Source organism: Microcoleus sp. B3-D2 (genome assembly GCF_036705345.1).
Lineage (GTDB): Bacteria > Cyanobacteriota > Cyanobacteriia > Cyanobacteriales > Microcoleaceae > Microcoleus.
Genome location: NZ_JAUBUG010000089.1, coordinates 1 through 25,106 on the forward strand (window position 1 = coordinate 1; position 25,106 = coordinate 25,106).

The 25,106-nt window shown below is 46.3% G+C and carries 17 protein-coding genes and 1 tRNA gene; 10 read left to right on the forward strand and 8 right to left on the reverse strand.

All coding sequences use genetic code 11. From position 1 onward, the window contains the following. Positions 1-240: 240 nt before the first annotated feature. From QUB14_RS24900 to QUB14_RS24915, 4 genes are all read right to left on the reverse strand, one after another. Positions 241-714 carry a TerB family tellurite resistance protein gene (locus QUB14_RS24900; protein WP_333220319.1) on the reverse strand — a complete coding sequence of 158 codons (474 nt, stop codon included), beginning with the start codon at positions 712-714 and terminating at the stop codon, positions 241-243. A gap of 114 nt (positions 715-828) precedes the next feature. Continuing rightward, positions 829-2,730, reverse strand: a complete 1,902-nt coding sequence (locus QUB14_RS24905; RefSeq protein ID WP_333220317.1) for a M61 family metallopeptidase — start codon at positions 2,728-2,730, stop codon at positions 829-831. Continuing rightward, complete coding sequence (locus QUB14_RS24910) at positions 2,727-3,407, reverse strand: Crp/Fnr family transcriptional regulator (RefSeq protein ID WP_190659615.1); 681 nt, start codon at positions 3,405-3,407, stop codon at positions 2,727-2,729. Before QUB14_RS24910 ends, QUB14_RS24905 begins: the two co-directional genes overlap by 4 nt. A gap of 564 nt (positions 3,408-3,971) precedes the next feature. Continuing rightward, the gene (locus QUB14_RS24915) at positions 3,972-4,856 is read right to left on the reverse strand and encodes an inositol monophosphatase family protein (protein ID WP_333220315.1); all 885 of its coding nucleotides are present in this window, start codon (positions 4,854-4,856) and stop codon (positions 3,972-3,974) included. 310 nt (positions 4,857-5,166) lie between these two features. Here QUB14_RS24915 and QUB14_RS24920 point away from each other — a divergent pair, with 310 nt between their 5' ends. Beyond that, positions 5,167-6,219 (forward strand): glycosyltransferase, encoded by a 1,053-nt coding sequence (locus QUB14_RS24920; RefSeq protein ID WP_333220313.1) that lies wholly within the window; start codon positions 5,167-5,169, stop codon positions 6,217-6,219. Between the two features lie 287 nt (positions 6,220-6,506). On the opposite strand, the gene QUB14_RS24925 is transcribed toward QUB14_RS24920, so the two are convergent. The 3 genes from QUB14_RS24925 to QUB14_RS28830 form a co-directional block, all read right to left on the reverse strand. Beyond that, on the reverse strand, positions 6,507-8,432 hold the full coding sequence (locus QUB14_RS24925; protein ID WP_333220311.1) for an alpha-amylase family glycosyl hydrolase: 1,926 nt from the start codon (positions 8,430-8,432) through the stop codon (positions 6,507-6,509). Positions 8,433-9,100: 668 nt separating this feature from the next. Beyond that, positions 9,101-9,964, reverse strand: coding sequence for an Npun_R2479 family HD domain-containing metalloprotein (locus QUB14_RS24930; protein ID WP_190663495.1), 864 nt, complete (start codon positions 9,962-9,964; stop codon positions 9,101-9,103). Positions 9,965-10,204: 240 nt separating this feature from the next. After that, positions 10,205-10,303, reverse strand: coding sequence for a Mo-dependent nitrogenase C-terminal domain-containing protein (locus QUB14_RS28830; protein ID WP_445242801.1), 99 nt, complete (start codon positions 10,301-10,303; stop codon positions 10,205-10,207). A 533-nt stretch (positions 10,304-10,836) separates the two neighbouring features. On the opposite strand from QUB14_RS28830, the gene QUB14_RS24935 reads away from it, so the two are divergent. After that, the gene (locus tag QUB14_RS24935) at positions 10,837-11,652 is read left to right on the forward strand and encodes a cobyrinic acid a,c-diamide synthase (RefSeq protein WP_333220309.1); all 816 of its coding nucleotides are present in this window, start codon (positions 10,837-10,839) and stop codon (positions 11,650-11,652) included. Between the two features lie 156 nt (positions 11,653-11,808). On the opposite strand, the gene QUB14_RS24940 is transcribed toward QUB14_RS24935, so the two are convergent. Then, on the reverse strand, positions 11,809-12,852 hold the full coding sequence (locus QUB14_RS24940) for an AI-2E family transporter (protein ID WP_333220307.1): 1,044 nt from the start codon (positions 12,850-12,852) through the stop codon (positions 11,809-11,811). Between the two features lie 420 nt (positions 12,853-13,272). Between QUB14_RS24940 and gshA the strand changes: the two genes are divergently transcribed. From gshA to QUB14_RS24980, 8 genes are all read left to right on the forward strand, one after another. Next, positions 13,273-14,424 (forward strand): glutamate--cysteine ligase, encoded by a 1,152-nt coding sequence (gene gshA, locus QUB14_RS24945; RefSeq protein WP_333220305.1) that lies wholly within the window; start codon positions 13,273-13,275, stop codon positions 14,422-14,424. 240 nt (positions 14,425-14,664) lie between these two features. Continuing rightward, positions 14,665-15,126 (forward strand): tRNA (cytidine(34)-2'-O)-methyltransferase, encoded by a 462-nt coding sequence (locus QUB14_RS24950; RefSeq protein WP_190738905.1) that lies wholly within the window; start codon positions 14,665-14,667, stop codon positions 15,124-15,126. Between the two features lie 582 nt (positions 15,127-15,708). After that, positions 15,709-18,183 carry a peptidoglycan DD-metalloendopeptidase family protein gene (locus QUB14_RS24955; RefSeq protein ID WP_333220302.1) on the forward strand — a complete coding sequence of 825 codons (2,475 nt, stop codon included), beginning with the start codon at positions 15,709-15,711 and terminating at the stop codon, positions 18,181-18,183. A gap of 138 nt (positions 18,184-18,321) precedes the next feature. Further along, positions 18,322-18,394: transfer RNA gene (locus QUB14_RS24960), tRNA-Met, on the forward strand. A gap of 127 nt (positions 18,395-18,521) precedes the next feature. Beyond that, positions 18,522-19,121 (forward strand): peroxiredoxin, encoded by a 600-nt coding sequence (locus QUB14_RS24965; RefSeq protein ID WP_190738907.1) that lies wholly within the window; start codon positions 18,522-18,524, stop codon positions 19,119-19,121. Between the two features lie 112 nt (positions 19,122-19,233). Further along, on the forward strand, positions 19,234-19,773 hold the full coding sequence (locus QUB14_RS24970; protein WP_333220299.1) for a redoxin domain-containing protein: 540 nt from the start codon (positions 19,234-19,236) through the stop codon (positions 19,771-19,773). A gap of 214 nt (positions 19,774-19,987) precedes the next feature. Beyond that, on the forward strand, positions 19,988-24,037 hold the full coding sequence (locus tag QUB14_RS24975) for a hypothetical protein (RefSeq protein ID WP_333220297.1): 4,050 nt from the start codon (positions 19,988-19,990) through the stop codon (positions 24,035-24,037). A gap of 125 nt (positions 24,038-24,162) precedes the next feature. Next, positions 24,163-24,723, forward strand: a complete 561-nt coding sequence (locus QUB14_RS24980; RefSeq protein WP_190663496.1) for a Uma2 family endonuclease — start codon at positions 24,163-24,165, stop codon at positions 24,721-24,723. Positions 24,724-25,106: the final 383 nt, after the last annotated feature.

Consider the following 25,106-nt stretch of genomic DNA (forward strand, 5'->3'; position numbering starts at 1 on the left):
TTGCACTTTATTCTCGCTCGCGCGCTCGAAACCTTTCGCGACGCAATATGCACTCGATTATTCAGCAAGCCCTAATTTAGTTGTAAATAGTTGCACTCAGAAAATTATTATTCCGATACTTACCTAACAAGACTTAGGCATGGGGGGCTTATTCCCGGTTTCTACGAAAAATTTCAGGTTGAGTAACGAGAAATCTAGGAATCAACCGGGTTTTTAAGCCAAGCGCGCGCAAGTCCAGAACTAACCTTTGATGAACTTTTCTAATTTGTGAGCCATCTTCTCTACAATTCCCTCTGAAGTATCTGCCGCCGATGATTCAGCTTCTATACGCTTGACCGCATCCTCTGAAAGATTCAGCAACTGCACTAATTTTTGATAAGCAGCAGCTTCTTCAGCGTTAATTTTTGGTTCATCGGGAGTGCGAGAACTAGAAGAAATCACTTCATAGCCGAGTTGCAGGACTAATTCCCTTTCCTCTTGAGTTTCTAGTTGACCGATCAACTCGTCAAGGGGGATATTTTGCATGATGTAATCCCGCAGTTCTTGTTGCATTTGTTGTCCGTCGCTATCTGGGGCAAACAAACCGCAAAAGCGATCGAGCATTAAATCAACTTCTTCTGTCGCGAGTTGGCCGTCAGCCCAGGCCATAGAAGTAACAATCCTCAGCAGATTCATCTGGCGGGGTGTAATTGATGGAGGAGGTGGGGTTTGCATAATCAAAATTGGTAATTGGTAATTGGGAATTGGGAATTGGGAATTGGGAATTGGGAATTGGGAATTGAGCCTGATTCCTTCTTGTCTTTTCTTTCCCGTTCCCCTTCATTTATGTCACAATTTCGATAGAGGAACTCCCAGCCATCCAGTAAAGTTTTGTTTCTGAATAGCGGTGGGCTGTTCCACCGGCACGATCGAGTAACGCGCCGGCCGCGGCGGGGCCAGAGTAACAGGACAAGTCCGCAGTTCGTCTTGGTGAAAAACCGTCACCTCTATTGTGTCCCCCGGCTGATAATCTTTAAGCCTCTCACTGGCTTGTTCTGAATTTACCCGAAAACCTTCGATCGCCAGCAACTCGTCCCCAGCATCAATTCCGGCCAATTGTGCCGGAGATCCTACTTCGACAAATTTCACCATTTCCCGCCCGTTTTCCGCTCCCAGCGTCCAACCGATGCGAGGCGTTTGGTCAATTTCACCTGCGATGAGTTCCAGCCCGAAAGGTTCCAGATACTGGTTGTAAGGCAACTCTTCTGTGCCGTCAATATAGCGCGCGAAAAAGTCGCTCAAATCGATGCCGGCGACGGACTCGATCGTACTTTGCAACTCTTCGGGAGTAAAGCCTATTTCTGCCGGCAGCGAAGGAGAATTTAACTGTCCGTTTGATGTCAGATGCGACGGCTTGGCGTCTGTTTCCGGCTTCTGTTCAAAATCTTCGTTTTTACTGGAATTAGCATTGCCAAACCGCTGCCACATCAAACGCATCACATCGTCGAGCGATCGCTCGTTGCCGTGTCTGGCTCGAATCAACAAATCGAGCAAAAACGAAACAACTTCCCCTTTCAAATAATAGGAAACCTGCGAGTTGTCGCTGTTAGCATCCCTGCGATAAAGTTTAATCCAAGCATCCCAGCTCGACTCACTGACCGGCTGCACGCTCCGCCCCGGAGTCGTCTGCAAGCGAGTGATTTCCTTAGCCATACATTGGAAATAACCTTTCACGCTGTAGAGACCAGCTCGAAAAGGAATCACCAAATCGTAATAACTGGTCGTGCCTTCAGAAAACCATAAAGAAGGAGTGTAGTTCTCTTTTTCGTAGTCAAATACTTCCAGAGCTTTCGGTCGAATGCGCTTGACATTCCAGAGGTGAAAAAACTCGTGAGCCACCAACTGAATAAAGCGTTCGTACTTTTCCTTAGCCCGAAAATTAAAACGGGGATAGTTGAGAGTGCAGCACTCCTTGTGTTCCAAACCACCAAAACCAGAGCCGGACAAATGCAGTAAAAACACATACCGTTCGTAAGGCAAACCGCCGAACATTTTTGCCTCAACTTCGATAACTTTTTGGATGTCTCGAATCGCCCGCTCTGGTTCTAAATTGCCTTTTCCCCAAACAACTAGCTGGTGGGGTTTTCCCATCACTTCAAAATCGTAGACTTCGTGATAGCCAATCTCAAAAGGACTGTCTGCGAGAGTGTCAAAATCCGCAGCAGCGAAAGTAAGATTTTGCCCGGAAACAGGTGGCAAAGCAGTAACTGTGCGCCATTCCGGCTTCGGCGGCACAACTGTCACGGTATAACAGTTGCGCTCAAAACCGGGCAAGAAAAAGCACAAAGCCGCTGGATTGAAATAACCGTGAGTCGAGTCTAAATGATTGGTTCGCACTGTCAGTTCGTTGGCAAAAATGCGGTAGTGAACCGTAATATCTGACACCGAATCGGTCTCGATTTGCCAGTGATTTTTGCTTTTCTTGCGCCAAGGTAAAGCTCGCTCGCCCGCCTGGGAGCTAAAATCTTGCAGGTGGCGGGCGTACTCTCGAACCAAGTAAGAACCGGGAGTCCAGACAGGCATTTTTAAATCCAGAACCGGCTCCGACCAACCTTGCACGCGCAAAGTTACTTCAAAGAGGTGGGATTCAGGATTGGGCATCGCCACCGAATATTGAATTGTCGGTGCTGTTAGTTGCCCCTGACAATTGCCGGCAGCGGACGAGGTATCCAAAGAAGTAACATCAGTCATTGACTTGCCAAATTAATCAAGTGCTTGAGGTTGATCAAATGGATAGTTTGGCGGTCTGGATCGATATTGATCCAACCTTTACTATCGAGTTTTTCCATAATTTTGCTGGTTTCATCTAGGGTGATATCTGTGACATCCGCTAAGTCTTCATAAGGAATATTGAAGATATCTTTGCCCTCAGCAGTTTTCTGACCGTAGTTTTCTGCCAGCTCGACTAAAGTATTTGCTAGTTTAACCGCTGGCTGGCGGTTTCGGAGTTGATAGCGGTGATTGGTTTGGCGGAGCCGCCGCACCATCAGTTGCAGCATCCGGTGGTGCAATTGCGGGTCTTTAAACAGGGTTTGGATAAATCGCTGAGCTGTGACGCTCAGCAGCCGCACCGGCGAGAGAGCAAGTACGTCATTCGATCGGGGAGATTCGTCAAGAATTGCCATTTCGCCGAAGAACGCACCCCGTCCTAAAATAGCCATTGATACAGCTCGATCGTTTGACAGGCGCCGGACTTTGACCCAGCCGGACACGACAAAGTAAATCGCGTTGCCCCAAGAATCCTCCATCACCACAGCTCGGCCTGGGGGATACTCATGCTTGACGGCATTTGATAGCAGCCCTCCCAAGGTTTCTGGGTTAGCACCCTTAAATAGAGGGAATAGCTCACTGAAAGCTTCTGTCTTCATCAAAAAAATGGGTAGAAACTCCGTCCTTCTAGGACGGCTTTATATTGTCTTTTTTTGATTACTACCGCCTTGGGACTGGTTGGCTCGGTGTGCTTTTGTGTTGCACTTTCAGCGGGACAATTACCGCCTCAAACTTCCCAGCCCTGTACGCATAGTGTTTTGCTCTTTCGAGCCTCCCTTTCGGGGTGATGTTAGCCTCGCCAAGGTTTAGTGAGCTTGTTGGGCTGAAAGCACTGCCCCAGTGACCTTAGAGCTGTTTAACCTTCAGCGACAGAGCGGAAAACTGGCTTCGCATTCTCCGGTGTCGTGACTCAAAAAACGTAGTCAGTTAAGACTTAGGCTGGTCAGAATGGCTTGTCAGATTACTCTTCCAAGCCTCACGCCTTTAGGCTGAGGTTCCTGACGCAAACTCGCGGAGGTGGGAAATATGATTAGGCGAAACCCAACAGCTAGGGAACGATCGATGTTTGGGAACACAAACAATCCGTTGCTCCTTTAATTGATGATAAGGGTGCACAGGCCCGGTTCACGTAAAATTGGCACATTCTTTAATCTTAAACGGGTTTACAAGCCTGCCACTGCCTGTTGAACTTTGCCCAACAGAGGTTCTATGTATTCCGGCCAGCCGATCGCGATTGACTGCGTGTGGGCCAAAGTCTCCGGCTCGATCGCATCTTTAGTCCACCTCAGCGGTTGACCTTGCATGTCGCAACACACCAATCCGGCTGCTTTTGCTAAAGCCAGAGGGCCGGCGGTATCCCACACTTTAACTCTGCCGTTGAGATACAGGTACAAACCAGCTCGACCGAAGATAACTTCCATCACTTTTAAGCCAAAGCTGCCCAGCGAGTAAAATTCTGCTCCGGGGATGCTTTGGGCGATCGCCCGGGCGTAGTTTTTTTGGTCTTTGTCTCCGAGAACAATTTTACAATTTTCCGCTGTCGGAGCCGGGGGTTTGCACAGCGCGATCGGCTGCGGCGCTTGGGCTCCGACAGTTTGGAACAATCCCCAATCTTTGCCCCCAAAATACATTTGGTCAAAAGCCGGGGCGTAGAGCCAGCCCGCCACCGGTTCCCCTTCCAGCAGCAGCCCCACCATCGAAGCGTAGTGCAGTTTTCCCCGAATAAATTCTTCAGTCCCGTCGAGGGGATCGATGCACCAAAGGCGCTGGTAATTGGCCCCGTAAGCTGCTCTGGAGGTGTCGTTTTCCTCGGTGATCCTGCCATCTTCAGGAAACAAAGCGCTAAATGCTGCCGATAGTTGTCGGTCTAGGTATTGATCGATACTCGTCACGTAGTCGTTGGGCCCTTTCTCGGAAACTTCAAAAGGTTCGGCTGCTAGCTTGTAAGCTTCTTGACCGCACTCGCGCATGGTGTAGCGAATTTTTTGATCTTGCTCTGGAGAAATATACATGAGGTTAAACATAAATTCTTTAGCTAACTTCAGCATAAAAGCTTAAGTCCTTGGAATCGATCGGCGCGTTTCACTGTTTTTGATTCGTACAGCATTTGCGCGCGGGTGTCCATAAACCCGGTTTCCTAACCGTCAGGGCCGTTGCTATACAAGCCCCAGACAGGATTCGTGGAACTCACAAAAATTTAGACATGAGGGAGAACCCCCCAGATTTATCTGTAGAGTCAAATCTAAAATCTAAAATCTAAAATTGATCGATCGAACCAGCACGTTCAACAGCAGACTATAGAATCTTCTGAGGTTAGATAATTTGTGGCAGCACCAGCCGAATTATAAGGAGAAGAGTTTGAAATACCATTTGGCATTAGGTCGCAAAATAGACCTAGATGGAATTGACCGCGATGCAAAACTCGGCAAATGCCCTCGCCACGTCCTGCGAACTCTCAGAGACCGCTTAAATGCCACCGTTCATGCCCCGGATGGCGAAGCGATATCGTTGAGCGACAAGCTGCGATCGAAAATTTCTTCTAAACCCGAACATTGGGCCGCCGCGCGCAAATTGTCCAAGCAAGTCAGCAGCGACGACGTGATATTTTGTACGGGCGAGGACATTGGGATTCCAGTGGCGGCGGTGTGTGGCCAATTGCCCAAGCGCCCGAAAATTGTAGTATTTTTCCACAATATCGATCGGCCGCGCGGCCGCGTCGCCCTGAAACTATTCGGTTTGGCTGAAAAAATTGACCTATTCATGGTCAACGCCCGCCCTCAAACAAACTTCCTCCGCAGCTATTTAGCTATACTTGAATCGCGCATTTTAGTGCTTCAAGAACAGACAGACACCCAATTTTTCACACCTGGCCCAGCTTCTGGCGAGAAAAAGCGGCAAACAGTTGTTAGCGTCGGAGTAGAAAAGCGCGACTACCGACTCTTAGCAGCAGCAACTGCTGACTTAGATGTTGACGTAAAAATTAGCGGTTTTTCTAAAGATGCCAAAGCTTTATCGCAAGCTTTCCCCGATACTATGCCAGAAAATATGTCCTGCAAATTCTACGAATGGCCAGATTTACTGCAGCTTTACCGCGATGCAGACGTAATTGCAGTTTGTTTGGTGGACAATAAATATGCTGCGGGAGTGCAGGTTTTACTGGAAGCAATGGCCTGCAAGCGACCGGTCGTTATTACTCGGACTCAAGGTATGGTCGATTATTTAGCCACCCCCGATATTGCCAAAGTTGTAGATGTGGGAGATGCAGCAGGTTTGCGCGAGGCGATCGTCCATTTGCTAAAAAATCCTCAAGAAGCTGAATCTCAAGCGCAGCGGGGCTACGAACTGGTTGTGAACCAGCACAGCAGCGAACCTTATGTCGATGTTTTAGCCCAGAAGTTGCGATCGCTTTAATAAAAATGTAGGGTGCGCCTCCGCGCACCATAACTCACGTCCGGACGATGCAAAATGCAAACCTTACTGCTATAAATAAAAAGCCAAACGATTTATTACGTAAGTCATATTTAAAAAATAATGAATTATGAGTGGCAGTTACTAATTAAATCTTAGAGCAGTTACGTAGCTAGTAAATCAACCGGGTTGTTAAAACATAATCGAAACCCTTAAGGAAGTATTTTCGTTCATAAAACCCGGTTTTTGTGCCTAAAACTGTTTCACTCAAACCTCACAAATCAAAACTCTTAAGACTCCCGTCCACTCGCCCATTTATCCCGCCATTTCACAGTCCCTTCCGAAACTAAAACCCAGCGGCGACAAACCAGATTTTCTCGCAGCGGCGACTGTCCTTCCCGTAACAGCGCATACTTATAAGAAATCAACTTCCCCGCACTTTCATTAAAAGGAATTTCCCCAAACCAAGTATTAGTATTGATATACTCCAACGGGTAACCCTTACTAATATCCCAATTCCCCAATTCAGGACAATCTCCAATCACCACAATTCTTTCCCCAGGCTGAGTTTGAACGCTGTTAAGCTGCGCCCGCACAATAGTTGTCGCCTTAACTCGCTCTCCGACGCGGCTAAAAATCATTACTTCCCGCGCACCCAACTCTAAATTGTACAGCTTCCCATCTTTAACTTCAAACTTGCGGCGCGATAAAACCTCCGTATGCTCTCCATCAGGCAGCTCAGTATCAACCTCTTCCACTGTAACAGAATTGCCACGATTCATCGCTACAAACACCACAGAGTCGCGATAGCGGCGCACGTAACAATAAACATCAGGAGTTAGATATTTTTGCCACTGACTCCCCATCGAAATAGCTGGATTCAGCCGCCGCAATCCAGACAGCAACCGTACATCTCGGTAAACCGGCGAATCAGTATCCCACTTTTCCATCATGGGGCGATTGTAAGGGTCATTTCCCCCTTCTGTATCATCATGGAGATACTGTTCAGTGCCGTAGTAAATACAGGGAATGCCGCGAGTCGTCATAATTAAACCTATCGCTAACCGCAGCATTTCTGGATCGGGATTCAACGACTGAAACCTCGGCATATCGTGGTTGTCAATAAAAGTAATCAACTCCGTCGCCCCGTAGTAGTGGTAATCCAGATCCAGTACATCTTGGACTAAGCTAAATCCCGCTTCAGCACCCTTTCCCAATACTTCTCGAATTGCCACGCACAGACCAAAATCTAAAATAGTCATCCCTGACTCGTTGACAAATTCCACAGAACGCTCGTTTCTAGGGTCGCTATAAATCCATTCGCCAAAAATGAAAACATCAGGTCTGTGTGTTAAAATGTCAGCATTAAATTCCTGCCAAAACCAAATAGGCATATGCTTGACTGTATCAACCCGCAAAGCATCAACACCTCTGTCCAGCCATTGTTTAATTGCTGACTTAATGTAATTGCGGTATGCAATATTGTTTTCGTTGAAAGTTGCTAAACCCGACAGTTCGCAGTTTTGGACTTGCCATTCATCTTCCCAGTTTTTGACTTCGCCGTAGTGGTGATACCAGTTATCTTCATCGTCGTTAAAGTCAGCTATTTTTACGCCGTCGTCGTAGAGTTCCCCTTTTTTACCGCTAAAATCTGGGTTACTGTGATTGCAAACAATATCGAGTACGAGTTTCATGTTTCGCTGGTGCAACTCGTATACTAATTTGTCAAATACCGTATCTTTACTTTCTTGTGTTTGGTTAATAGAAGGATTGTCGCCTGTAGCAATAAAGCGGGGATTTAGTCGCTTGAAATCTTTAGTCCAGTAGCCGTGAATTGCAGCTTGTTCCACAAATAATGCTTCTACTTGCTCGAACAGTGGAGTCAGCCAAACTGCGGTTACTCCCATATCTTTTAAGTAGTCGAGTTTGTCGATAACTCCCTGCAAGTCGCCACCCCAATATTTCCCCCAATCTTTGCCTTCTGGATCGTAAAGTTCTGGGTTTGGGCCTTCGTTATTTTCGGGGTCGCCGTCGTAAAAGCGATCGACTACAATAAAATAAATTGTTTCTTGTCGGAATTCAATGTCTCGGGTGTAGAGGAATTCTAAATCGAGTTCGCTTTCTGGCTTAACTTCTTCTACCAGAGACTCAATTTTTTCTTCGGGTTCGCTAACTTCGTATTGAGAGGAAGTTTGATTAGGAGTGACGGATGTCATGAGATGTATTTTTTTATATTGTAAGATTGGTCAGTTATTCGGAGCTAGAGTCGGAGATAGCTTTCCCCTCTGACTGACTTTTACAGCATCATACGGAATTTACTGGTTTAATGAAATCTTCCTTTAGACGGAGGGCAGACTCATCCTTGAGCGTTAAGTGGATGAGACTTAATTTTTAACGTCATTCTCAATCAAAGAGGCAGAGCCTCAAAAGCCTGCGCTACCAGGCTAAGCCTGGTAATGAGAAAAGGTGTACTAATTGTGCGATCGTCCTTTTTTCCTTCCTTTCATTCCTCCCGCAAATTTTGGATATCTTCAACCCTCAAACCAGTTGTTTGAGTAATGCTTTGATTGTCAAGTAGATTGAGAAGTTGCCTAGAAATTTCCCGAGCATTTTCTCTCATTCCTTGCTGCATTACTTGCTACCATTCCTGTTGTAATCCTTGTGCAAGTCGTTTATCCTCACATCTTGCACTATTCTGGCTCGCACAGGCTTTCGAGCCGATTTGACAAAGAGTTGATTTTCTTGTGGGTGAGCAGGAGATCCGGCGCTGAAAGGATTATTGAGAATGGTGCAACATCTCAGCTATCCTGACTATGCAGCAGGATTTAACTAGAGCGATCTACTGATCCCAAAAAAGAGCGATCGCCCGGCATCTACCCAAACCCTAGCTAACTACAGCCACCGCAGACTCTGGCACCTGAGAATGCTCTACCCGAAACACATTTGCACTTAAATTAGCAACTACTTGTTTCCCCTGCTGTGTCAGTTCCAAATAGCCGATCGCATCCTTCACATACCGATAAACCACATTCCAATAAAACTTCGGATAACCATCCCGCAACTCCCCCGGATTTTGATAGCCCAAAATCCGATTCTGCCCAGTTTCTTCAAACTCGTAAAACAGCGCAGCAATCTTTTGCAAATATCGCGGATCGCTCAACTGACCAATTAAATCAGCAGCGCGAACTAAACCCGGATAATTTACCGTATCTTGATAATCTTTATCGGCGGGAACCGGGAAACGAGTCAGCTCAATATTACGCTTAACCAGCTCAGCATCAATCAGTTTATGACCGCCAAAACGCTCGTCAATAAACATTTTTCCGCGATCGACATGATAATTCATCAAACTAGCATCCGTCGCCCCCGGAGCCAGCGTTAATTTCAGGTCGCCTATTCCCGTCGCATACAGTCCCAAATCAGTTCTATCTTGCCTGCAAACACCTTTAACATACCCGATATCGTGACATAGCAAAGCAATGTGGAAGTGCAGCCAATCTTCGCAGGAAACACCCCCTTCGCGGATGTGCTTCCCACCCAGAATTGCTTGTCCCACCAAGGTTACTAAAATAGTGTGTTCGACATTGTGGTAAAGAGCATCGCTATTAGCAATATTTTCTAAAGCCATACTCGCCACCCAAGCAATAATCTCTCCATAGTCAGATTTAAACCCGCCATAAGTGTGGCGGTAGCCTTCAATCAGGCGATTGACAAAAGCCTTAATCAGCAGTTCAGTTGCGTTAAACATATTCACTTCCCCGAGTCCACGTAAATTATTAAATTATTTTTATAGTTATTGTTTTTGCTGCTACCGTTTGATGTTATTTTTGGCTTAAGCGCCACAATGGATACCCGCTCCTATCGAGAGGCATCCATCGATATTATCAACAATTATGGCTTAAATTATGGCTCTCGCAACTACCAGAGCGACATACCCCATAAATAATTGATATCAAGGGGCGATCGAGGTATGACACCCCTCAATTAGCTACGGCGTTACATCTTCCCCGTATAGGTTAGGAAAAAACGAGGGCGATCGAAAACGCAACCGCACTAATTCCTCATACACAGGATTAAGCTTGCACATAGGCGGTATGTAGAAAAGATGGTGTCCCTATAACGGAAGATCTCTCTCACAACAACACCGTGCGAGTATAAGTTGGCACACCACTGAGTTACTGATGGCTCTCCCACTGTAATGCTATCAAGCCACTGTCGCAATGGTTGCACGAGGCGGTCGCGAAAAGTTAAGTCTTGGCACTGATTTTTCGGAAAAATACTTGTAGTCAAGTTCACGATAGATCTCAGTAATAATTACTAACAAAAACTTATGAATCACCCGACTTAATCATCAACGACACCCGCGGTTGCTCCAGTGACGTGAATAAGTTTTATCGGTGACACTCGCCGCCCCCAAATGTGATGCGAAGAGCTAGCATTTGTGATTTAAAATCCGCAAAAGTGTGAGACAGATCACGCCCGCTCTTCCCTACAGAATGTATATTTAGATAGATGGCAATAAAATAAGACACAATAACTTGCAACCCTCCGTCGCAGCTTCCCCCTCCCATAATCTGCGCTCTACTGCTCTTTATACTTACTAATATAAGGTTTCAGGCAATGATTAAACAAAAACATAAATATGCCGACCTTGCTCAACTCCCCCACACAGATACCGTGCTACAAAAACTCCCTGTAGAAGTTAAAGATTGGGCCCAAAGCTTGCCTTGGAACCAACGGCGCTACGTCTTGTCCCTCTGCTACATATTGTGTGCATCTACTCCCGACTTGCAAGCAGAATTTTTAGATAATTATACAGCCGACGGTTTAGTCTCAAAAATGTTTGAAGATGTAGATACTCTACATCGAGTCAAAGAGTATCTAATCAGATTTAGAGTCAAAAAACAATTAAACGAATCAGATTTAAGAAGTTACATCAAACAATTTTATATCCACTCAGCTCAACAATCGCGCCGAGAAACTGACCAATATTTAGAATCTGCACTCCGCTTCGTCTTGAGTACAGAAGAACGCAATAATGTTTTTAACTACATTTTGGGCTTTGAATTTATTAAAATTGTGTTTCAAATGAGCTGGTTGCAACACGAAAGATTAGCAAGACTCCAAAAAAATCAGTCGCAGTTTATTGAAACCTATATCAAGCCGATTCAACACGCCCACAGAATTAATGGCATAATTCTACCCAAAGATGAGAGAATTTTTTTTGCCAGACGCACTTATTACGTTCAACTGCCTAACATTTCCTACAGAAAGCTCATTGAGTTAGTCATGGCAACTTTTACTACAGAAATGGTGACTAATTGCGGATTTTCTATCAGCCGCCACTCTCAAGCTCTGCGCTTTGACTGCGATTACATTTACGATCCAGAACCAGAAGAAGAAAGATTTCCTACCGACTTGCAATTTATTCATTAATTTTAGGCAGTAAGGTGTACCATACATTGCTTTTTTCTCTTTACTTTTAGTGTCGCTTGAGGCACAGGAGAGTTTTTGAAGCATGGGACTTCTACGGGGCAGGTTAAGACCGAATTTTTCAGCCGGATTTGATATAAAATACGATAGCGGTATCAATTAACCTTCCGCTTGCATTTCTTCAATGTCAAACCAGCTAACTATCACTCCCGCTAGGGGAATAGCCAGAAATATACCTAGAAGTCCTGCAGCTCTAGCCCCCACTAACAGTGCAAAAAATACCACTACCGGATTGAGGTTAAGCGAATTTTGCATCAGTCTCGGATGAATAAAGTTGTCTTGAATTTGCTGCAAAACAATGCAAGCTGCCAATACTTTTAAAGATAGCCAAACATTTTGAGACAATACAATAAAACAAACTAAGCTAATGCCCAGTGTCGCTCCGATCCCTGGAACTAAATCAAACAAGCCGATAATAAAGGCTAGAATCAAGGGAAATTTCACATCTAACAGCAGAAAAATTAAAAAACTTGCTGTTGTCAAAAATAACATTAACAAAATTTGGGCCTGAAAAAATCCTAAAAAGTTTCGCTCTATTGTTAAACTTAAACGCCTGTGCAGGTGTCGGGGTATAAATTTGAGAACCAACACCCACAGCCTCTCTCCATCAAGTAACATGAAAGAAGCCACGACCATAATTAATATTAAATTTAATAAATTGGTTAAAAATACTTGTAAAAAAGCAATACTCGATACAACTCCCGCCAAAGCTTGATTTCGCAGTTGTTCCTCAATAACTCGCAGGTTAACTTGCAGGTTTCTCGCCCGCAGGAATGCTTCGATGCGCTCGGACAGAGGCGCCAGAGCATTCAGAAATTCCGTCATGCTGTCAATTAATTGCTGTCCTTGAGATAAAAGAGTGACGCCTACAGTGACGGTGAGACCGCCAAAAACTAAAATGGTGAGCAAGACAACGAAGGCGACAGCTAAACTTCGCGGTAAAAATCTCTGGAGAGTTCGCACCGGATAGTTGAGCAAAAAAGCCACGAGTCCAGCAATGGTGAAAACCGCGACTGCTGTTTCAAAGTAAGCTAAAAGTTGCAGTCCAGCCCAACCAGAAGCAAATAAAAGCAAAAACCGGACTAAGGCTAAATTGCTTAGCATATTCCAAAAATTGGGAGGGGTTCTTTCTTGCTCTTTCACAGGGATTTTTAGGGGGTTAATATTATAGCTCAAAAATATTGCAGAGCCCTCTTTTAGAATCGCACCCAAGATATATCTGCGGCTATCCCCCTCAAGGCAGAAAACAGATGTCGAACTGAGGCAGGAGTGGGTTCTATTCACCATAAGTTCGCTCGTCACGAATACCCAATGAAACACGCTCGCGATCGAACAAACAGCCTTTCTGGGTCTAAAACCGCCTCGGAAACTCTTTGCGATGGCAGTATGTGTCGTGGCAGCCCGATCGCAACTAAAACACAAACGCTCAAAGTTGCCGGCCCCGAAAAACCGGGTTTCAGGGCCTGTCGCGAAAAATTTCAACTCTGCCTCGTGGAAGATAGTAGGAACAGGTCAATTTTTGGGATACTTGAAACTAGCACTCAACTTAGCTGAGGAACAAACGTGCTGCTATCAAAAGGCTTTGAAGTAGAAATGTATACCGGTACTCCCGAAGGTGAGGTTGTCGGTCTCTCCGATCGCATAGTTGCCGATCTAGAGGGATTTGTCCGGGAGCCTGATAGCCGTAATGTGGAGTACACGACCGCCCCGCTGTGCAGCTACGATCGCCTGTTGTGCGCCTTAGTCAAGCCGCGAGTCCGGTTGCGCGAGTATTTAAAACAATTGGGCGACTATACCTTGCTGCCGGGAAGTACCCTGTCTCTCGGAGGTAGCGATCGATTTTACAGATCCGATCCCAACAACCCCTACCACACCTACATCGAGCAAACCTACGGCACCAAAGTCGTCACCGCCAGCATTCACATCAACATCGGCATCTCCCAACCAGAAATGCTGATGCGGGCCATCCGCCTCGCCCGCGTCGAAGCACCGCTGTACCTGGCCTTGAGCGCCTCTTCCCCCTTCCTCGACGGCGAAGTCACGGGCTATCATTCCACTCGGTGGGGTTTGTTTCCCAAAACTCCCGCCATCGTCCCCCTGTTTGAAAGTCACAAGCATTACATTCAGTGGACTGAAGAACAGCTAGAACTCGGCACCATGCAAAATGTCCGCCATTTGTGGTCTGCCGTGCGGCCCAATGGCGATCGCCGCCCCTACTGTCTCAACCGCCTCGAACTGAGAATTTGCGACCTCGAAGTCAATCCTCTGGCTTTGTTAGCCATCACTGCCTTGCTAGAAGCTCGCATCTGGCAGATGATGGAAGACCCCAGCTTAGACCCTTTAGAACTCAGCACCTTGCCGGCGGCCACCCGTAACGAAGACTTAGTTGCCCTCACAGACGCCAACGAAATTGCTGCATCCCGGCAAAGTTTGGATGCCGAACTCACCCATTGGCAAGACGGCAGAACTATTCTGGCACGAGATTGGATTGAGGAAATTTACCGAGAAGTGTGGCCTATAGCCAAAAAACGCGGCTTTAGCTGCTTTCTCTCGCCACTCAAAAAGATTCTCCGGGAAGGCAACACGGCGCAGCAGTGGTTGAAGCTACACGAGGGCGGTTCGGACACCCGCAGTATTATTCTCCAAGGAATTCAGGGGATGGCTCACCAAGAATGGGAGCTCGAAGACAACTTGTGCGCCCAGTTAGCTGCCTGAAGTACCCGCCGTTATTATAACGGGGGCTTTCACTAGCCCCCTGGCTATGCGTACTCAGCCAATAATACAAATAGCCCGAACCTCCCTGAAAAAAGTTGCAGAGCGACGCCCAAAAACAAATCAGAATATTTAATCAATGGAGCTCGACAAAGGTTATAAATAAAAGCTATAAGCTAGATCTACCTTTGGGTGGTTGGAGAAATTTCTCAATAGCTGTATTTTATCCTTTTAATTAGCTTCATGCCCCAACTTGTCTTGATTCACCCGCAAATCCCCCCGAATACTGGCAATATCGCCCGCACTTGCGCTGCCACAGGCACCGAACTGCATTTAGTCGGCCCGCTGGGGTTTGAAATTAGCGATCGCTACCTGAAACGGGCCGGCTTAGATTACTGGCCCTACGTCAATCTCCACTGCCACGAAGACTTAGCGGCTTTTGGGGCCTGTCGGCAGCAGCGCGGGGGACGATCGATCGGATTCAGCACTGGCGGGCGATACAGTTACGCGCAATTCCAATTTCAGCCCAGCGACTGGCTGATGTTTGGCTCGGAAACTGTAGGCATTCCCCAATTCGTCTTGGATGCCTGCGACGCCACACTTTTTATTCCTATGAGCCAGCCTGGAGTCAGGAGTTTGAACCTCTCCGTCAGCGCCGCTGTGGGTTTATTTGAGGCTAAACGACAGTTGGGCGAGCTGGGATAAATCATTATCAACACATAAATATATAGATATTTAATAGCTGCCGCAGGCTGGCAAATCTTCTTTTAAATATAAGAAATTTGTATCAAAGGGGTGAAAATCTAGATAGCAGACATTAATATATTTTATTCATTCAAAAACAGATTGTTATCAGCAACACCAAATGACTGCCAAGAGGATTCAGCAACAAAAATAAAGAATTTTAGCGGTTTAGGGTGTGAGCGAGCGCCAGCTTAGGTCTGAACACTATATCTAGTAAATATACGGTTGTTGCCTGTCCGGAAATTAGCATAAAGTCGGATAATAGGTAAGAGTTCAGAGCCTTACGGGAACGAAGATTTTATATATTCGTTCCAGCTAGTGCGGTGTAAGGCTTTTGGGGTTAATTGCAGCAGGTTTGACCGAGAATTTTAAAATTTCTGACGGTTTGAGCTTGTCTAAATTTAAAAAGCAAGGTAATCTGGCCTAAGCATGGTAGCTGTCAACAATCAGAATACTTTTGCTTGTTGATTTAAACTCAGCGTCATGCGATCCCCTTGAGTGTTTCCAAGGACAGTTAGCGCTTCTCAGTAGGAGGTCGTTTTTTTGAAACGAACATATCCCCAAATTAAGCCTGTTCAGGCTAGTGAAATCGACAGAGACGGTTCTGCGGAACCATCCAAACAGACAACGCTCAGCACAGGCAGAGTTCGCTCTCTCGCCACGATCGGGCTGGCAATATCGGTAGGTGCTTCTGGCATCCTGCTACCGAGAAATGGAGACAGCGCTCGCGCGTCTGAACTCGCACCGACATCCGAATCCACCGCTGAAGTACAGCCAGTATCGGCCAACGGGCCCGCTACGTCGGCACAAGTTGACGGTTCCAGGGCCGAACAGCCCGGATCACCTTCTGAACCCGCGACGGTTAAGGTGCAGGAGGGGCAAAGCCTTTGGGAGCTTTCTCGGGATTATGAAGTTGAACCGCTGGCACTAGCAACTGCCAACGACATCAAACCCGAGACTCTACTCCAAGTTGGCCAACAGCTCAGAATTCCGACTGCGACGGAAGCCACACCACAACAGAACGCCGGCTATAGCACATCGGCTTCGCTAGATCGCGCAGCGACGGTCAATCCCGAACAAGAGTTAAATCTGACTGGCTCCGAGCCATTGGATAGTGCAGCCATGACAGCGCTGCCATCAACCGCAGCGACCCCGCTGGCCACGACGGTACCGGAACAAAGTTCGATCGACATCCCGAATGCAGACGGGGCGATCGACAGTTTGAAAAAACAGGAAAACCGCACCACAGAATCGGGTCGAACTATGTTCGGGTCGGAGGGGGGAGCAAATTTATCTACACCTGCGGCATTTTTGCCCGAGTCAGCACCGACGCTGACCTCCCCCGGATATGCAACTGGGACAACTATTCCTGACCTCGATGCCACACCTGTAATTCCCAATTCCGGGGGAGGTCAAGCAGCATCGCCCGATCGAGCATTCGAGTCAATTGAACAGTCTTTGGCAACACCCAGTTTGCCCTCGGCTGTGGTAGTCCCCCCTGCGGGAAGTACCGCCGCGCCGGCTGAGGCTCTCTACAGCGTGCGTCCGGGAGATACCCTAGATGCGATCGCCAAAGGTCACGGCGTATCGCCCAAAGATCTGATCTCCGTCAACAAGCTCGGCAACCCCAACTTGCTGAATGTCAATCAACGGCTCAAAATTCCCCAAGTTGGGTTTAAAAATCCAGGGGTGGAGGCGGCAGCCTCTTATTCTGCATCCAACTCTACATCTGTCTGGTCGGCGACTTCGGTTCCCGCATCTTTGAACCCCAGCTCGTCTACTTCGGAAATAGCCGGTGCTGGCGTTGCAGCACCCGCTCCCACAGTGCCTGTTGTCTCTCCCCTGGAGAACCTGGAAGGTCTGAACAATATTTCAGCGCCGATGGTTCCTCAAATTAACAGCATTCCGCTCACTCAAGTTTCCCAAACGATTCGCGATCCAGGGAAGCTGGCTCTTCAAGGCGAACCAACATTTACAGGTGCAGTTGACACCAGTGCCCTGCCTGGGCCAGCCAGTGCAACTGCTACCGCCATAGCTACGGGAGAATACCCGCAGCCGATCAGCTTCGTGGCAAATACTAGCGCCCCGGCTTCAAATGCCGATCCAACTAGCGCTTTACCAGAATCGAATTCGGAGGCTCTCCCTACCGCAGAAGCTCTCAACCCTTATTCCGAACGCTTGAGGGCAGAAGTTGTCAGGCTGCGAGAGGAATATCGCGCCTCGCGCAATTCGATCGGCGCCAATGCGGTGTCCCTGACTCCAACTGACGGGCCCTCGGTCAACCCGTCTGAGGATATGCCAAGTGTCAATCCATATCTCTACACCCCCGACTATACTGAGGCGGTGCAGAATGAAATCAGCAGACCGCCATCGAGAGCGTGGTCTGAGCAGGTTCAGAAGCAGCAGCAAGAGCGTTTAGACCCCGCTCGCGCAGCCGAAATGCAACCGATAAACCTGACGCCGACCTCTGCTGGGCAGCAGCCTATGGTAGCAACTGCTCCTTTGGGCTCTGAGGGTTACGACCCCCTAAGCAACCCGTCTTTGGGACGCATGGTTTCTCCGGAACTGCCTCCGCTTTCTAACCCTGATACTTATCTGCCTAACGGCAAACAACAGTCGGCTAGCGGGTTTATTTGGCCATCTAAGGGCGTTCTTACTTCTGGCTACGGTTGGCGGTGGGGACGGATGCACAAAGGAATTGATATTGCAGGGCCGATCGGCACGCCAATTGTGGCAGCATCAGACGGGGTGGTTACCTATGCTCAGTGGAACGACGGCGGCTACGGGTATTTGGTGGAAATTACCCATCCTGACGGCACTGAGACTGTCTATGCCCACAACAGCCGAATTTTGGTGCAAAAGGGTCAGAGAGTTGCTCAAGGGGAACAAATTTCAGAAATGGGCAGCACTGGCTTCAGTACCGGGCCACACTTGCACTTTGAAATTCATCCCGCCGGACAGGGTGCTATCAATCCAATGGCTTTGCTGCCCGACGATGCGTCCAGCGCTTCTCGGTAACGACTGGTCGAAAGTTATGGGTTTTGAATGATTACCAAAACTCATAACTTTTACTGGAAGTTATTAGAAATAATGTTGTTTGAAAAGAAGACATAGCTAGCCCTACCGTGCTACGATAGTAAATCGTGAAGTAGATTTGGCTCAGTGGCGCAGTGGTTAGCGCAGGGGACTCATAAGCCCAAGGTCGCAGGTTCAAATCCCGCCTGAGCCATTATTTAATCAAAAAAACTGCGCTCTCAAATTTGAGAGCGTATTTTTTTTGATTGAGCCAGAAGATACTTGTAGTCGTTATGAGTATGATATATTTGTAACAGTTCGTAAAACAGGAAACAAAATCTATGACCAGTGAATGCCTCCGGGTTGGTCAAGCTGCACCCGATTTCGCAGCAACAGCCGTAGTGGATCAGGAATTCAAGACAGTTAAACTGTCAGACTATAAAGGCAAAAAGTATGTAGTCCTGTTCTTCTACCCCTTGGACTTCACCTTTGTGTGCCCGACTGAGATTACAGCATTTAGCGATCGCTTCGAGGACTTCAAGAAAATCGATACCGAAATCCTCGGCGTATCCGTTGACAGCGAATTCTCTCACCTCGCTTGGATACAAACAGACCGCAAATCAGGCGGTGTCGGCGACCTCAACTATCCCTTAGTTGCTGACCTCAAAAAAACAATTAGTTCAGACTACAACGTCCTCGACCCAGAAGCAGGCGTTGCCCTCAGAGGTCTGTTCATCATCGACAAAGAAGGCATCATCCAACACTCTACTATTAACAATCTTGCCTTCGGCCGCAACGTGGATGAAACTCTCCGTACTCTGCAAGCTATCCAACACGTCCAGTCTCACCCCGATGAAGTTTGTCCCGCCGGCTGGCAGCCCGGTGACAAGACTATGACTCCCGATCCGGTCAAGTCTAAGGTATTCTTTGCTTCAGTTTAAGCACATTATAGGTGTAGGGACACGACACTGCCGTGTCCCTACCCGCAGGGGAATTCATTTAACCGGATTTTTAATTAACAATTAGCTATTAGCAATTACCCAATTAGGAAATATGCTGACTTCTACTAATTTTAGCGGCTTGTTAAATGAGCGGTTTTTCCAAAATTTATTGCCTGTTCCGGCGAGTAATGTTCTGAAGCTGGGACAGATGACGCCTGATTTTGAATTGCCGGATATTAATAATGGCAAATTGGTGCGGCTGTCGAATTATCGGGGCGATAAGCCGGTAGTTCTGGCTTTTACGCGGATTTTTACGGAAAAGCAATATTGCCCTTTCTGTTTTCCTCACATTAAAGCTTTGAATGAAAACTGGGAAAAATTTGCCGATCGCAATATAGAATTATTGATGGTTACCAGTACCGACGATCGCCAAAGCCAAATTGTGGTTAGAGATTTAGGTTTGAAAATGCCTCTGCTTTCCGATCCAGGCTGTAAAGTATTTCGGGCTTATCAAGTCGGTCAGGCTTTAGGTGCTCCTTTGCCTGCTCAGTTTGTTTTGGGTGCAGATGGAAAACTCCTCTTCAAACATTTGTTTTCTTTCATAGACCACAATGCTAGTGTAGACACTTTGCTGCAATATGTCGATCGGTAAGGACACCGCTACGGTGCCCTTATTTGAAGTTTTTCACCGCTGATGTACGCTGGTTTAGGCCCATCAGCGGGATTTTTTTATCGGTTGACACTGGCTGCAACAGATATTTAGTCATAAATACTTATTGTGCCAATTTCAATGGCGGAATGTTGCTATGTTCGCTCGACATTAATCTAGGCTATAGCTTGAAGGTACTTAGTACAAGTTTAAGCCAATGTCGTCTCCCAAAGATCGATCGAGCAAAATTGAATTGAGCGTCTTAGCATCGCATCCTGAGTTGTTGACAGGCTTAGATGCGTGGCTGCGGCTAGGTTTACTTTCGCCCGCTGAGGTTGAGGAATTGTGCCGACAGTATTTAGTCTGCCCACTCAGAGATCCCGCTGTAGACCTTTCTGAAATTGAGAACCCGCGAGCTCCTATTGCCGAGCCAAAAGTACCTGCCTTATCAACGCAAAAAGCAGTACCTAACAGCAGAGAAAGCGTTGCTAGGCCCACAGAAACTACTCAAACCCCTAATTTTATCGGTCAAATTTTGCAGTCGCTAATGGCAGAAATTAGCGTGGTGTGGCTGTTGTTTTTAGGAGTGTTCATGGTAGTTGTCTCCTCTGGAGTCTTAGCTGCCAGTCAGTGGGAAAGATTTCCGGCCGCGGGACAATATGGAGTTTTGTTAGCTTATACTTTAACTTTTTGGGCGATTAGCAGTTGGGCAAACAGACAGCATAATTTGCACTTGACTGCTCAAACTTTGCAAGAAGTGACACTGTTGCTAGTGCCGATCAATTTTTGGGCGATGGATACTTTTGGATTGTGGCGGTATCCTTGGGATTGGGCGGTAGCAATCGCAGCGGCACTTATTTTGACTTGGATAACAGCCCGGATTATAAAAGATCAATATCAAAGCTTTTCAGGAAAAAACATCACTCGCTCGATCGCGTTAAATCACTTGGGATTGAGTTATTTGCACTGGGGGTGGGCATTGGCCGGCTTTTCCCTGGCTGCGGTTTATTTAGGTACAGTGGGAACTGCTGCTGCTAGAGTTTATCAAGTTCAGCAACAACGATTGCAATCTATCAAACGCGGAGAAAATACTGAAACATTCGCCGCTGCTTTCAGTTTGAGCCGAGATTTTCTGACTTACAAAAAAGCGGCTTTAGTAGCTTATTCGTTAGGAATTTTACTGGGTAGAGCGATATTTGTCAAGGATGTAAATATCGCTGAAATGGGTTTAGCTTTGGCGATGTGTGGCGTGCTTTTAGCATGGCTAGATTGGCAGCAAACCCGGCAATTTGGAACTATTAAAAACAATATATCCGGCCAGCCAAATCCCAGCAACTTTTTTAACTGGCAATTAGCGGGAGGGGGTTTGTTGGGTTTGGGATGGCTGGTTTGTTTTCGCCAAATTCCGCTACAGGCGATCGCAGTTAGCGGATTGGCTGTTTGGTTTTATTACAACCGTTTAGTGCGCTTTTGGCAAGAGTTTGATTTGCTAATGCTTGAGGCGGTGGGACTTCAGAGTATTTGGCTGTTTTGGCGACTGCTTCCTTTAGGGATTAAAACACAATTTGTTGCATTTTTAACTCAGCTTACAAACTCTCAGGAAACTCCTTGGGCTTTTTGGGGTGTTCTGCTGTTGCCTTATTTAATTTTAATAGTAAGTGTGGCACAGTGGCTCTACCGCAAGCGAAAGTTTAAACTTGCCAGTTTTGGCGAAAACCTTGCTCTCGGTTTGGGGAGTGTTTTAACTGTTATTAGTTTTGTCAATCCGTTTTGGCGATCGCTCAATTTATTGGTATCTACTTTAACTTTAGGTGGGATCGCTTGGAAATACGTAATTGCCGAGAATTCCCGCCGAGTTTCGAGCCCGGCTTCTGCTGTTGAACACGAGGGAAAGCCGGCAATTTTGGTTCTCCTAACTCATATTATGGGTTTAGGCGCGATCGGTTCGGCAATTGACTTATTTTTCCCGAACCAGACACCGAATATTTGGACGGCAATTTTATTAATTTTTATGGCTGCTGAATGGGGATTTTTTGTCTGGATGAAAGCGGCAAATGCCCGAGAAAGTTCTGCGTTTTTCCGCTGGCATCCTGCATGGTTCCAAAGTTCATGGTATCTAGGCTTAGCAATAGCAGGATTCTGCTTTATCTTGTTGCAAAATTATTTGAGTGCGGGTACTGCCACTCATCGCCCTCAGTGGAGTTTGCTCTGGCTGGCGACTCCTTTGGCTTTGACTGCTGTTGCTAAATATACTGAGGTTCCTCACAAACAAGTTGCCAGTACCTTTAGTGCGATCGCTTTAATACTCGCACAAGTTATAATTTTTATTTTTCCGGGATATCGATTAATTGGTTTGGGATTGGCAGCCGTATTAATGTTGGTTAATACTTACTATTTAGTCGAGTTACCAGCGGCTGCAATTGGAGTGGGATTTGGCTTTAGTTTCGTAGCTGCGGTGATTTATGAATTAGGTTTTGTGTCGGGTTGGGATTGGGCAATTGCTGGGGCGATCGCTCTTTTGTGTCTGTGGTTGCTTCGCAGCATGATTGTTCGTTTTTCCAGCCGTTTACCTGAGTCTTCTCAATTAGCTGAAATTTACGATCGAGCTTTAGATGGGTGGGCAATCTTACTCGCAGGCTTACTGTTAACAACTATTACTATTTATTCCTATGAACTCTACGCAGGCAGTAGCTTTAGTTTTCCGCGCTCTACTGAAGTTTTGGCTGCTATTTTGGTGATAATGGCTGCGATTATTTTCCGAAGTTTACGGCAACTTTCCCCTCTGGCAATTTATGCTTTGGCTTGGAGTTTGGAGTTGTTGACAGCAGTGGGTTTGAGTTTTGTAGAACAAAATACTATTAATCTGGCAGTTGCTAATATTGCTCTCGGATTGTTTACGCAATTGTTGGGGGATTGGTGGCGGCGCCGACACCCCGATCCAACAATTTTACCTAGCATTCATTTTATACCTTTGGTTTACGGCGTATTGGGTTTAACTTTCCGATCGCACACTTTTGCGAATTGGACTGGTTTAACTGTGTTGGGGGCGTCTTTAATTGCGATCGGCATTGGTAGGCGGGAGCCAGAATTCAAACCTTTGGTTTATTTAGGATTAATGGGCGTTTCCGTTGCTGCTTACGAATCGCTACTCTATCAACTTTTTCAAACACCGGGAGGAGCTTTTGGCGACGGTTTAATTGTCCTGGCCACTCTCGGCACAACTTTAACATATATCTATCGCATTTTATCCCCTTGGCTCAGCAATTATTTACATTTAACTAATGCAGAGTTAAAAATATTTGCTCACCTGCACTGGGTTTTGAGCAGTTGGCTGCTGATTTCAGCTTCTGCGAATGATATTAAATCCGCCTTAAGTTTAGGATTAGTCACTGGTGCTTTATTAGTTCAATATGCTTTCTTGCAAGGGCGAAATAATCTCGATCGCCAATGGGCAGAAATTTGGATTTACTTTGGCTGGCTAGAAGCCTTTGGCATCCGGCTTTATTGGATAAATACGCCTTTAGTTAAGTATATTTCCGGGCCGTTGGGGCCTTGGAAAGTTGCCCTCGCTTCTCTATTAGCTTATTTCATTTACATTTTGCCTTGGGACAACTGGGGTTGGTCAAAAAAACCTTGGCAGGTAATTGCTTCGCTGATTCCAATAGTTACTATTTTGGAAAGTCCGGCTAAGTTTTATCCGATTAGCTTGCTGATAGCTGCTACCTTCTATTTTTTCCTGGCTTGGGAAAGGCAGGAAGTCCGTTTTACCTATGTGAGTGTGGCGATAATGGACTGGATAATGCTGCGGTGGTTCTGGCAAATAGGATTGACTCAGCCAGAGTTTTATGTTACTCCTTTAGGACTTTCTTTACTTTACATTACTCAGTTCGATCGCACTCTCAAATTACCAGCACAAAAACCGCTGCGCCACACTCTGCGAATGCTCGCAACAGTGCTGATTTGCGGGATACCTCTTTTGACTCAGCAAAGCTACGGTTTAGTGGCAGGAGTTTTTAGTTTGGTGGCTATTGCAGCGGGTTTGGCGCTGCGAGTTCGGGCGTTTTTGTTTGTGGGAACGGCTGTATTTTTAATCAATGTTTTCTATCAGTTGGTGGTTCTGATATTCGATTATCCGCTGATTAAATGGGCTATTGGTTTGGCTTTTGGGATTGTATTTATCTGGATTGCTGCTACTTTTGAAACTCGGCGCGATCGCATTTCTGCTTTTGTCCAGCATTGGGTTGGGCAATTGCAATCCTGGGATTAGATTCATCGATTGTAAGGCGGGCAATATCGTTCCTACTGAATGACTACTGGTCAATGTAGTATAATAATCACATTATTAAACCTGGGTCGCAGACAAAAACTCGAATATTCCTGTACGAAACAATGATGACAACTCAGTTAATCAAGCGGTTATTTACAGTAAAAGAATATCATCATATGATTGAAGCTGGCATCTTGACAAAAGATGATAAAGTTGAATTAATTCGAGGAGAAATTGTTCAAATGGCCGCCGTCGGTAGAAGGCATACATCTCATGTCAAGCGTCTGACAGAGTTATTCTATACCCGCTTATTATCGAGAGTAACCATTGGAGTTCAAGATCCGGTAGAATTGGACGATTACTCGGAACCTGAGCCGGATATTTCCTTGCTGCGACGGCGCGATGATTTTTACGAATCGGGACATCCTCAGTCTGAGGATATTTTACTCATTGTGGAAGTAGCGGATGCAACCGCTGAAACTGACAGAAATATCAAAATTCCTCTTTATGCCGAAAACAATATTGTAGAAGTTTGGCTGGTAGATATTAACGAGCAATGTGTAGTAGTTTATCGCGAACCTTCTCCCTCGGGATACCAAAATATTCACAGATTCCAGCGAGGTCAGACTTTATCGATTCTAGCTTTTCCCAATATACAAATTGCTGTAGATAATGTGTTGGGATAAAAAAGCAAAAATTCATAAGGTTTTAGATTTTAGATTTTAGAATTATCTTAAATCTATTACCTGGGAATTATTCATATATCTATTCTCTTGATCTGCGTGAATCTGCGTCAATCCCTTGTCATCTGCGACCCGAAAATTTCTCTTTTTTTAACCGCCGATGAGGGCAGATTAACAGAGATTAACGCAGATGAATTAGATGAAATCCGGTTGCAGCCTCCGTGGTTGTTGACCCTTCGGCTTCGCTCAGGGCATCGCTGTTGACTGGATTTTACGCGGGAGTATGCTACCGCATTTGATATGACTTATTATACAGCACTTCCGGATGTTATGAGGTACAGTAGCAGCAATTAGTAAACCAGTTTTTGAGATGTTTCGGATTAATT

Coding starts and splice junctions, on each gene's coding strand:
- QUB14_RS24900 (WP_333220319.1), bottom strand. CDS start 714: ATGCAAACCCCACCTCCTCCATCAATTACACCCCGCCAGATGAATCTG.
- QUB14_RS24905 (WP_333220317.1), bottom strand. CDS start 2,730: ATGACTGATGTTACTTCTTTGGATACCTCGTCCGCTGCCGGCAATTGT.
- QUB14_RS24910 (WP_190659615.1), bottom strand. CDS start 3,407: ATGAAGACAGAAGCTTTCAGTGAGCTATTCCCTCTATTTAAGGGTGCT.
- QUB14_RS24915 (WP_333220315.1), bottom strand. CDS start 4,856: ATGCTGAAGTTAGCTAAAGAATTTATGTTTAACCTCATGTATATTTCT.
- QUB14_RS24925 (WP_333220311.1), bottom strand. CDS start 8,432: ATGACATCCGTCACTCCTAATCAAACTTCCTCTCAATACGAAGTTAGC.
- QUB14_RS24930 (WP_190663495.1), bottom strand. CDS start 9,964: ATGTTTAACGCAACTGAACTGCTGATTAAGGCTTTTGTCAATCGCCTG.
- QUB14_RS28830 (WP_445242801.1), bottom strand. CDS start 10,303: ATGTGCAAGCTTAATCCTGTGTATGAGGAATTAGTGCGGTTGCGTTTT.
- QUB14_RS24935 (WP_333220309.1), top strand. CDS start 10,837: ATGATTAAACAAAAACATAAATATGCCGACCTTGCTCAACTCCCCCAC.
- QUB14_RS24950 (WP_190738905.1), top strand. CDS start 14,665: ATGCCCCAACTTGTCTTGATTCACCCGCAAATCCCCCCGAATACTGGC.
- QUB14_RS24965 (WP_190738907.1), top strand. CDS start 18,522: ATGACCAGTGAATGCCTCCGGGTTGGTCAAGCTGCACCCGATTTCGCA.
- QUB14_RS24970 (WP_333220299.1), top strand. CDS start 19,234: ATGCTGACTTCTACTAATTTTAGCGGCTTGTTAAATGAGCGGTTTTTC.
- QUB14_RS24975 (WP_333220297.1), top strand. CDS start 19,988: ATGTCGTCTCCCAAAGATCGATCGAGCAAAATTGAATTGAGCGTCTTA.
- QUB14_RS24980 (WP_190663496.1), top strand. CDS start 24,163: ATGACAACTCAGTTAATCAAGCGGTTATTTACAGTAAAAGAATATCAT.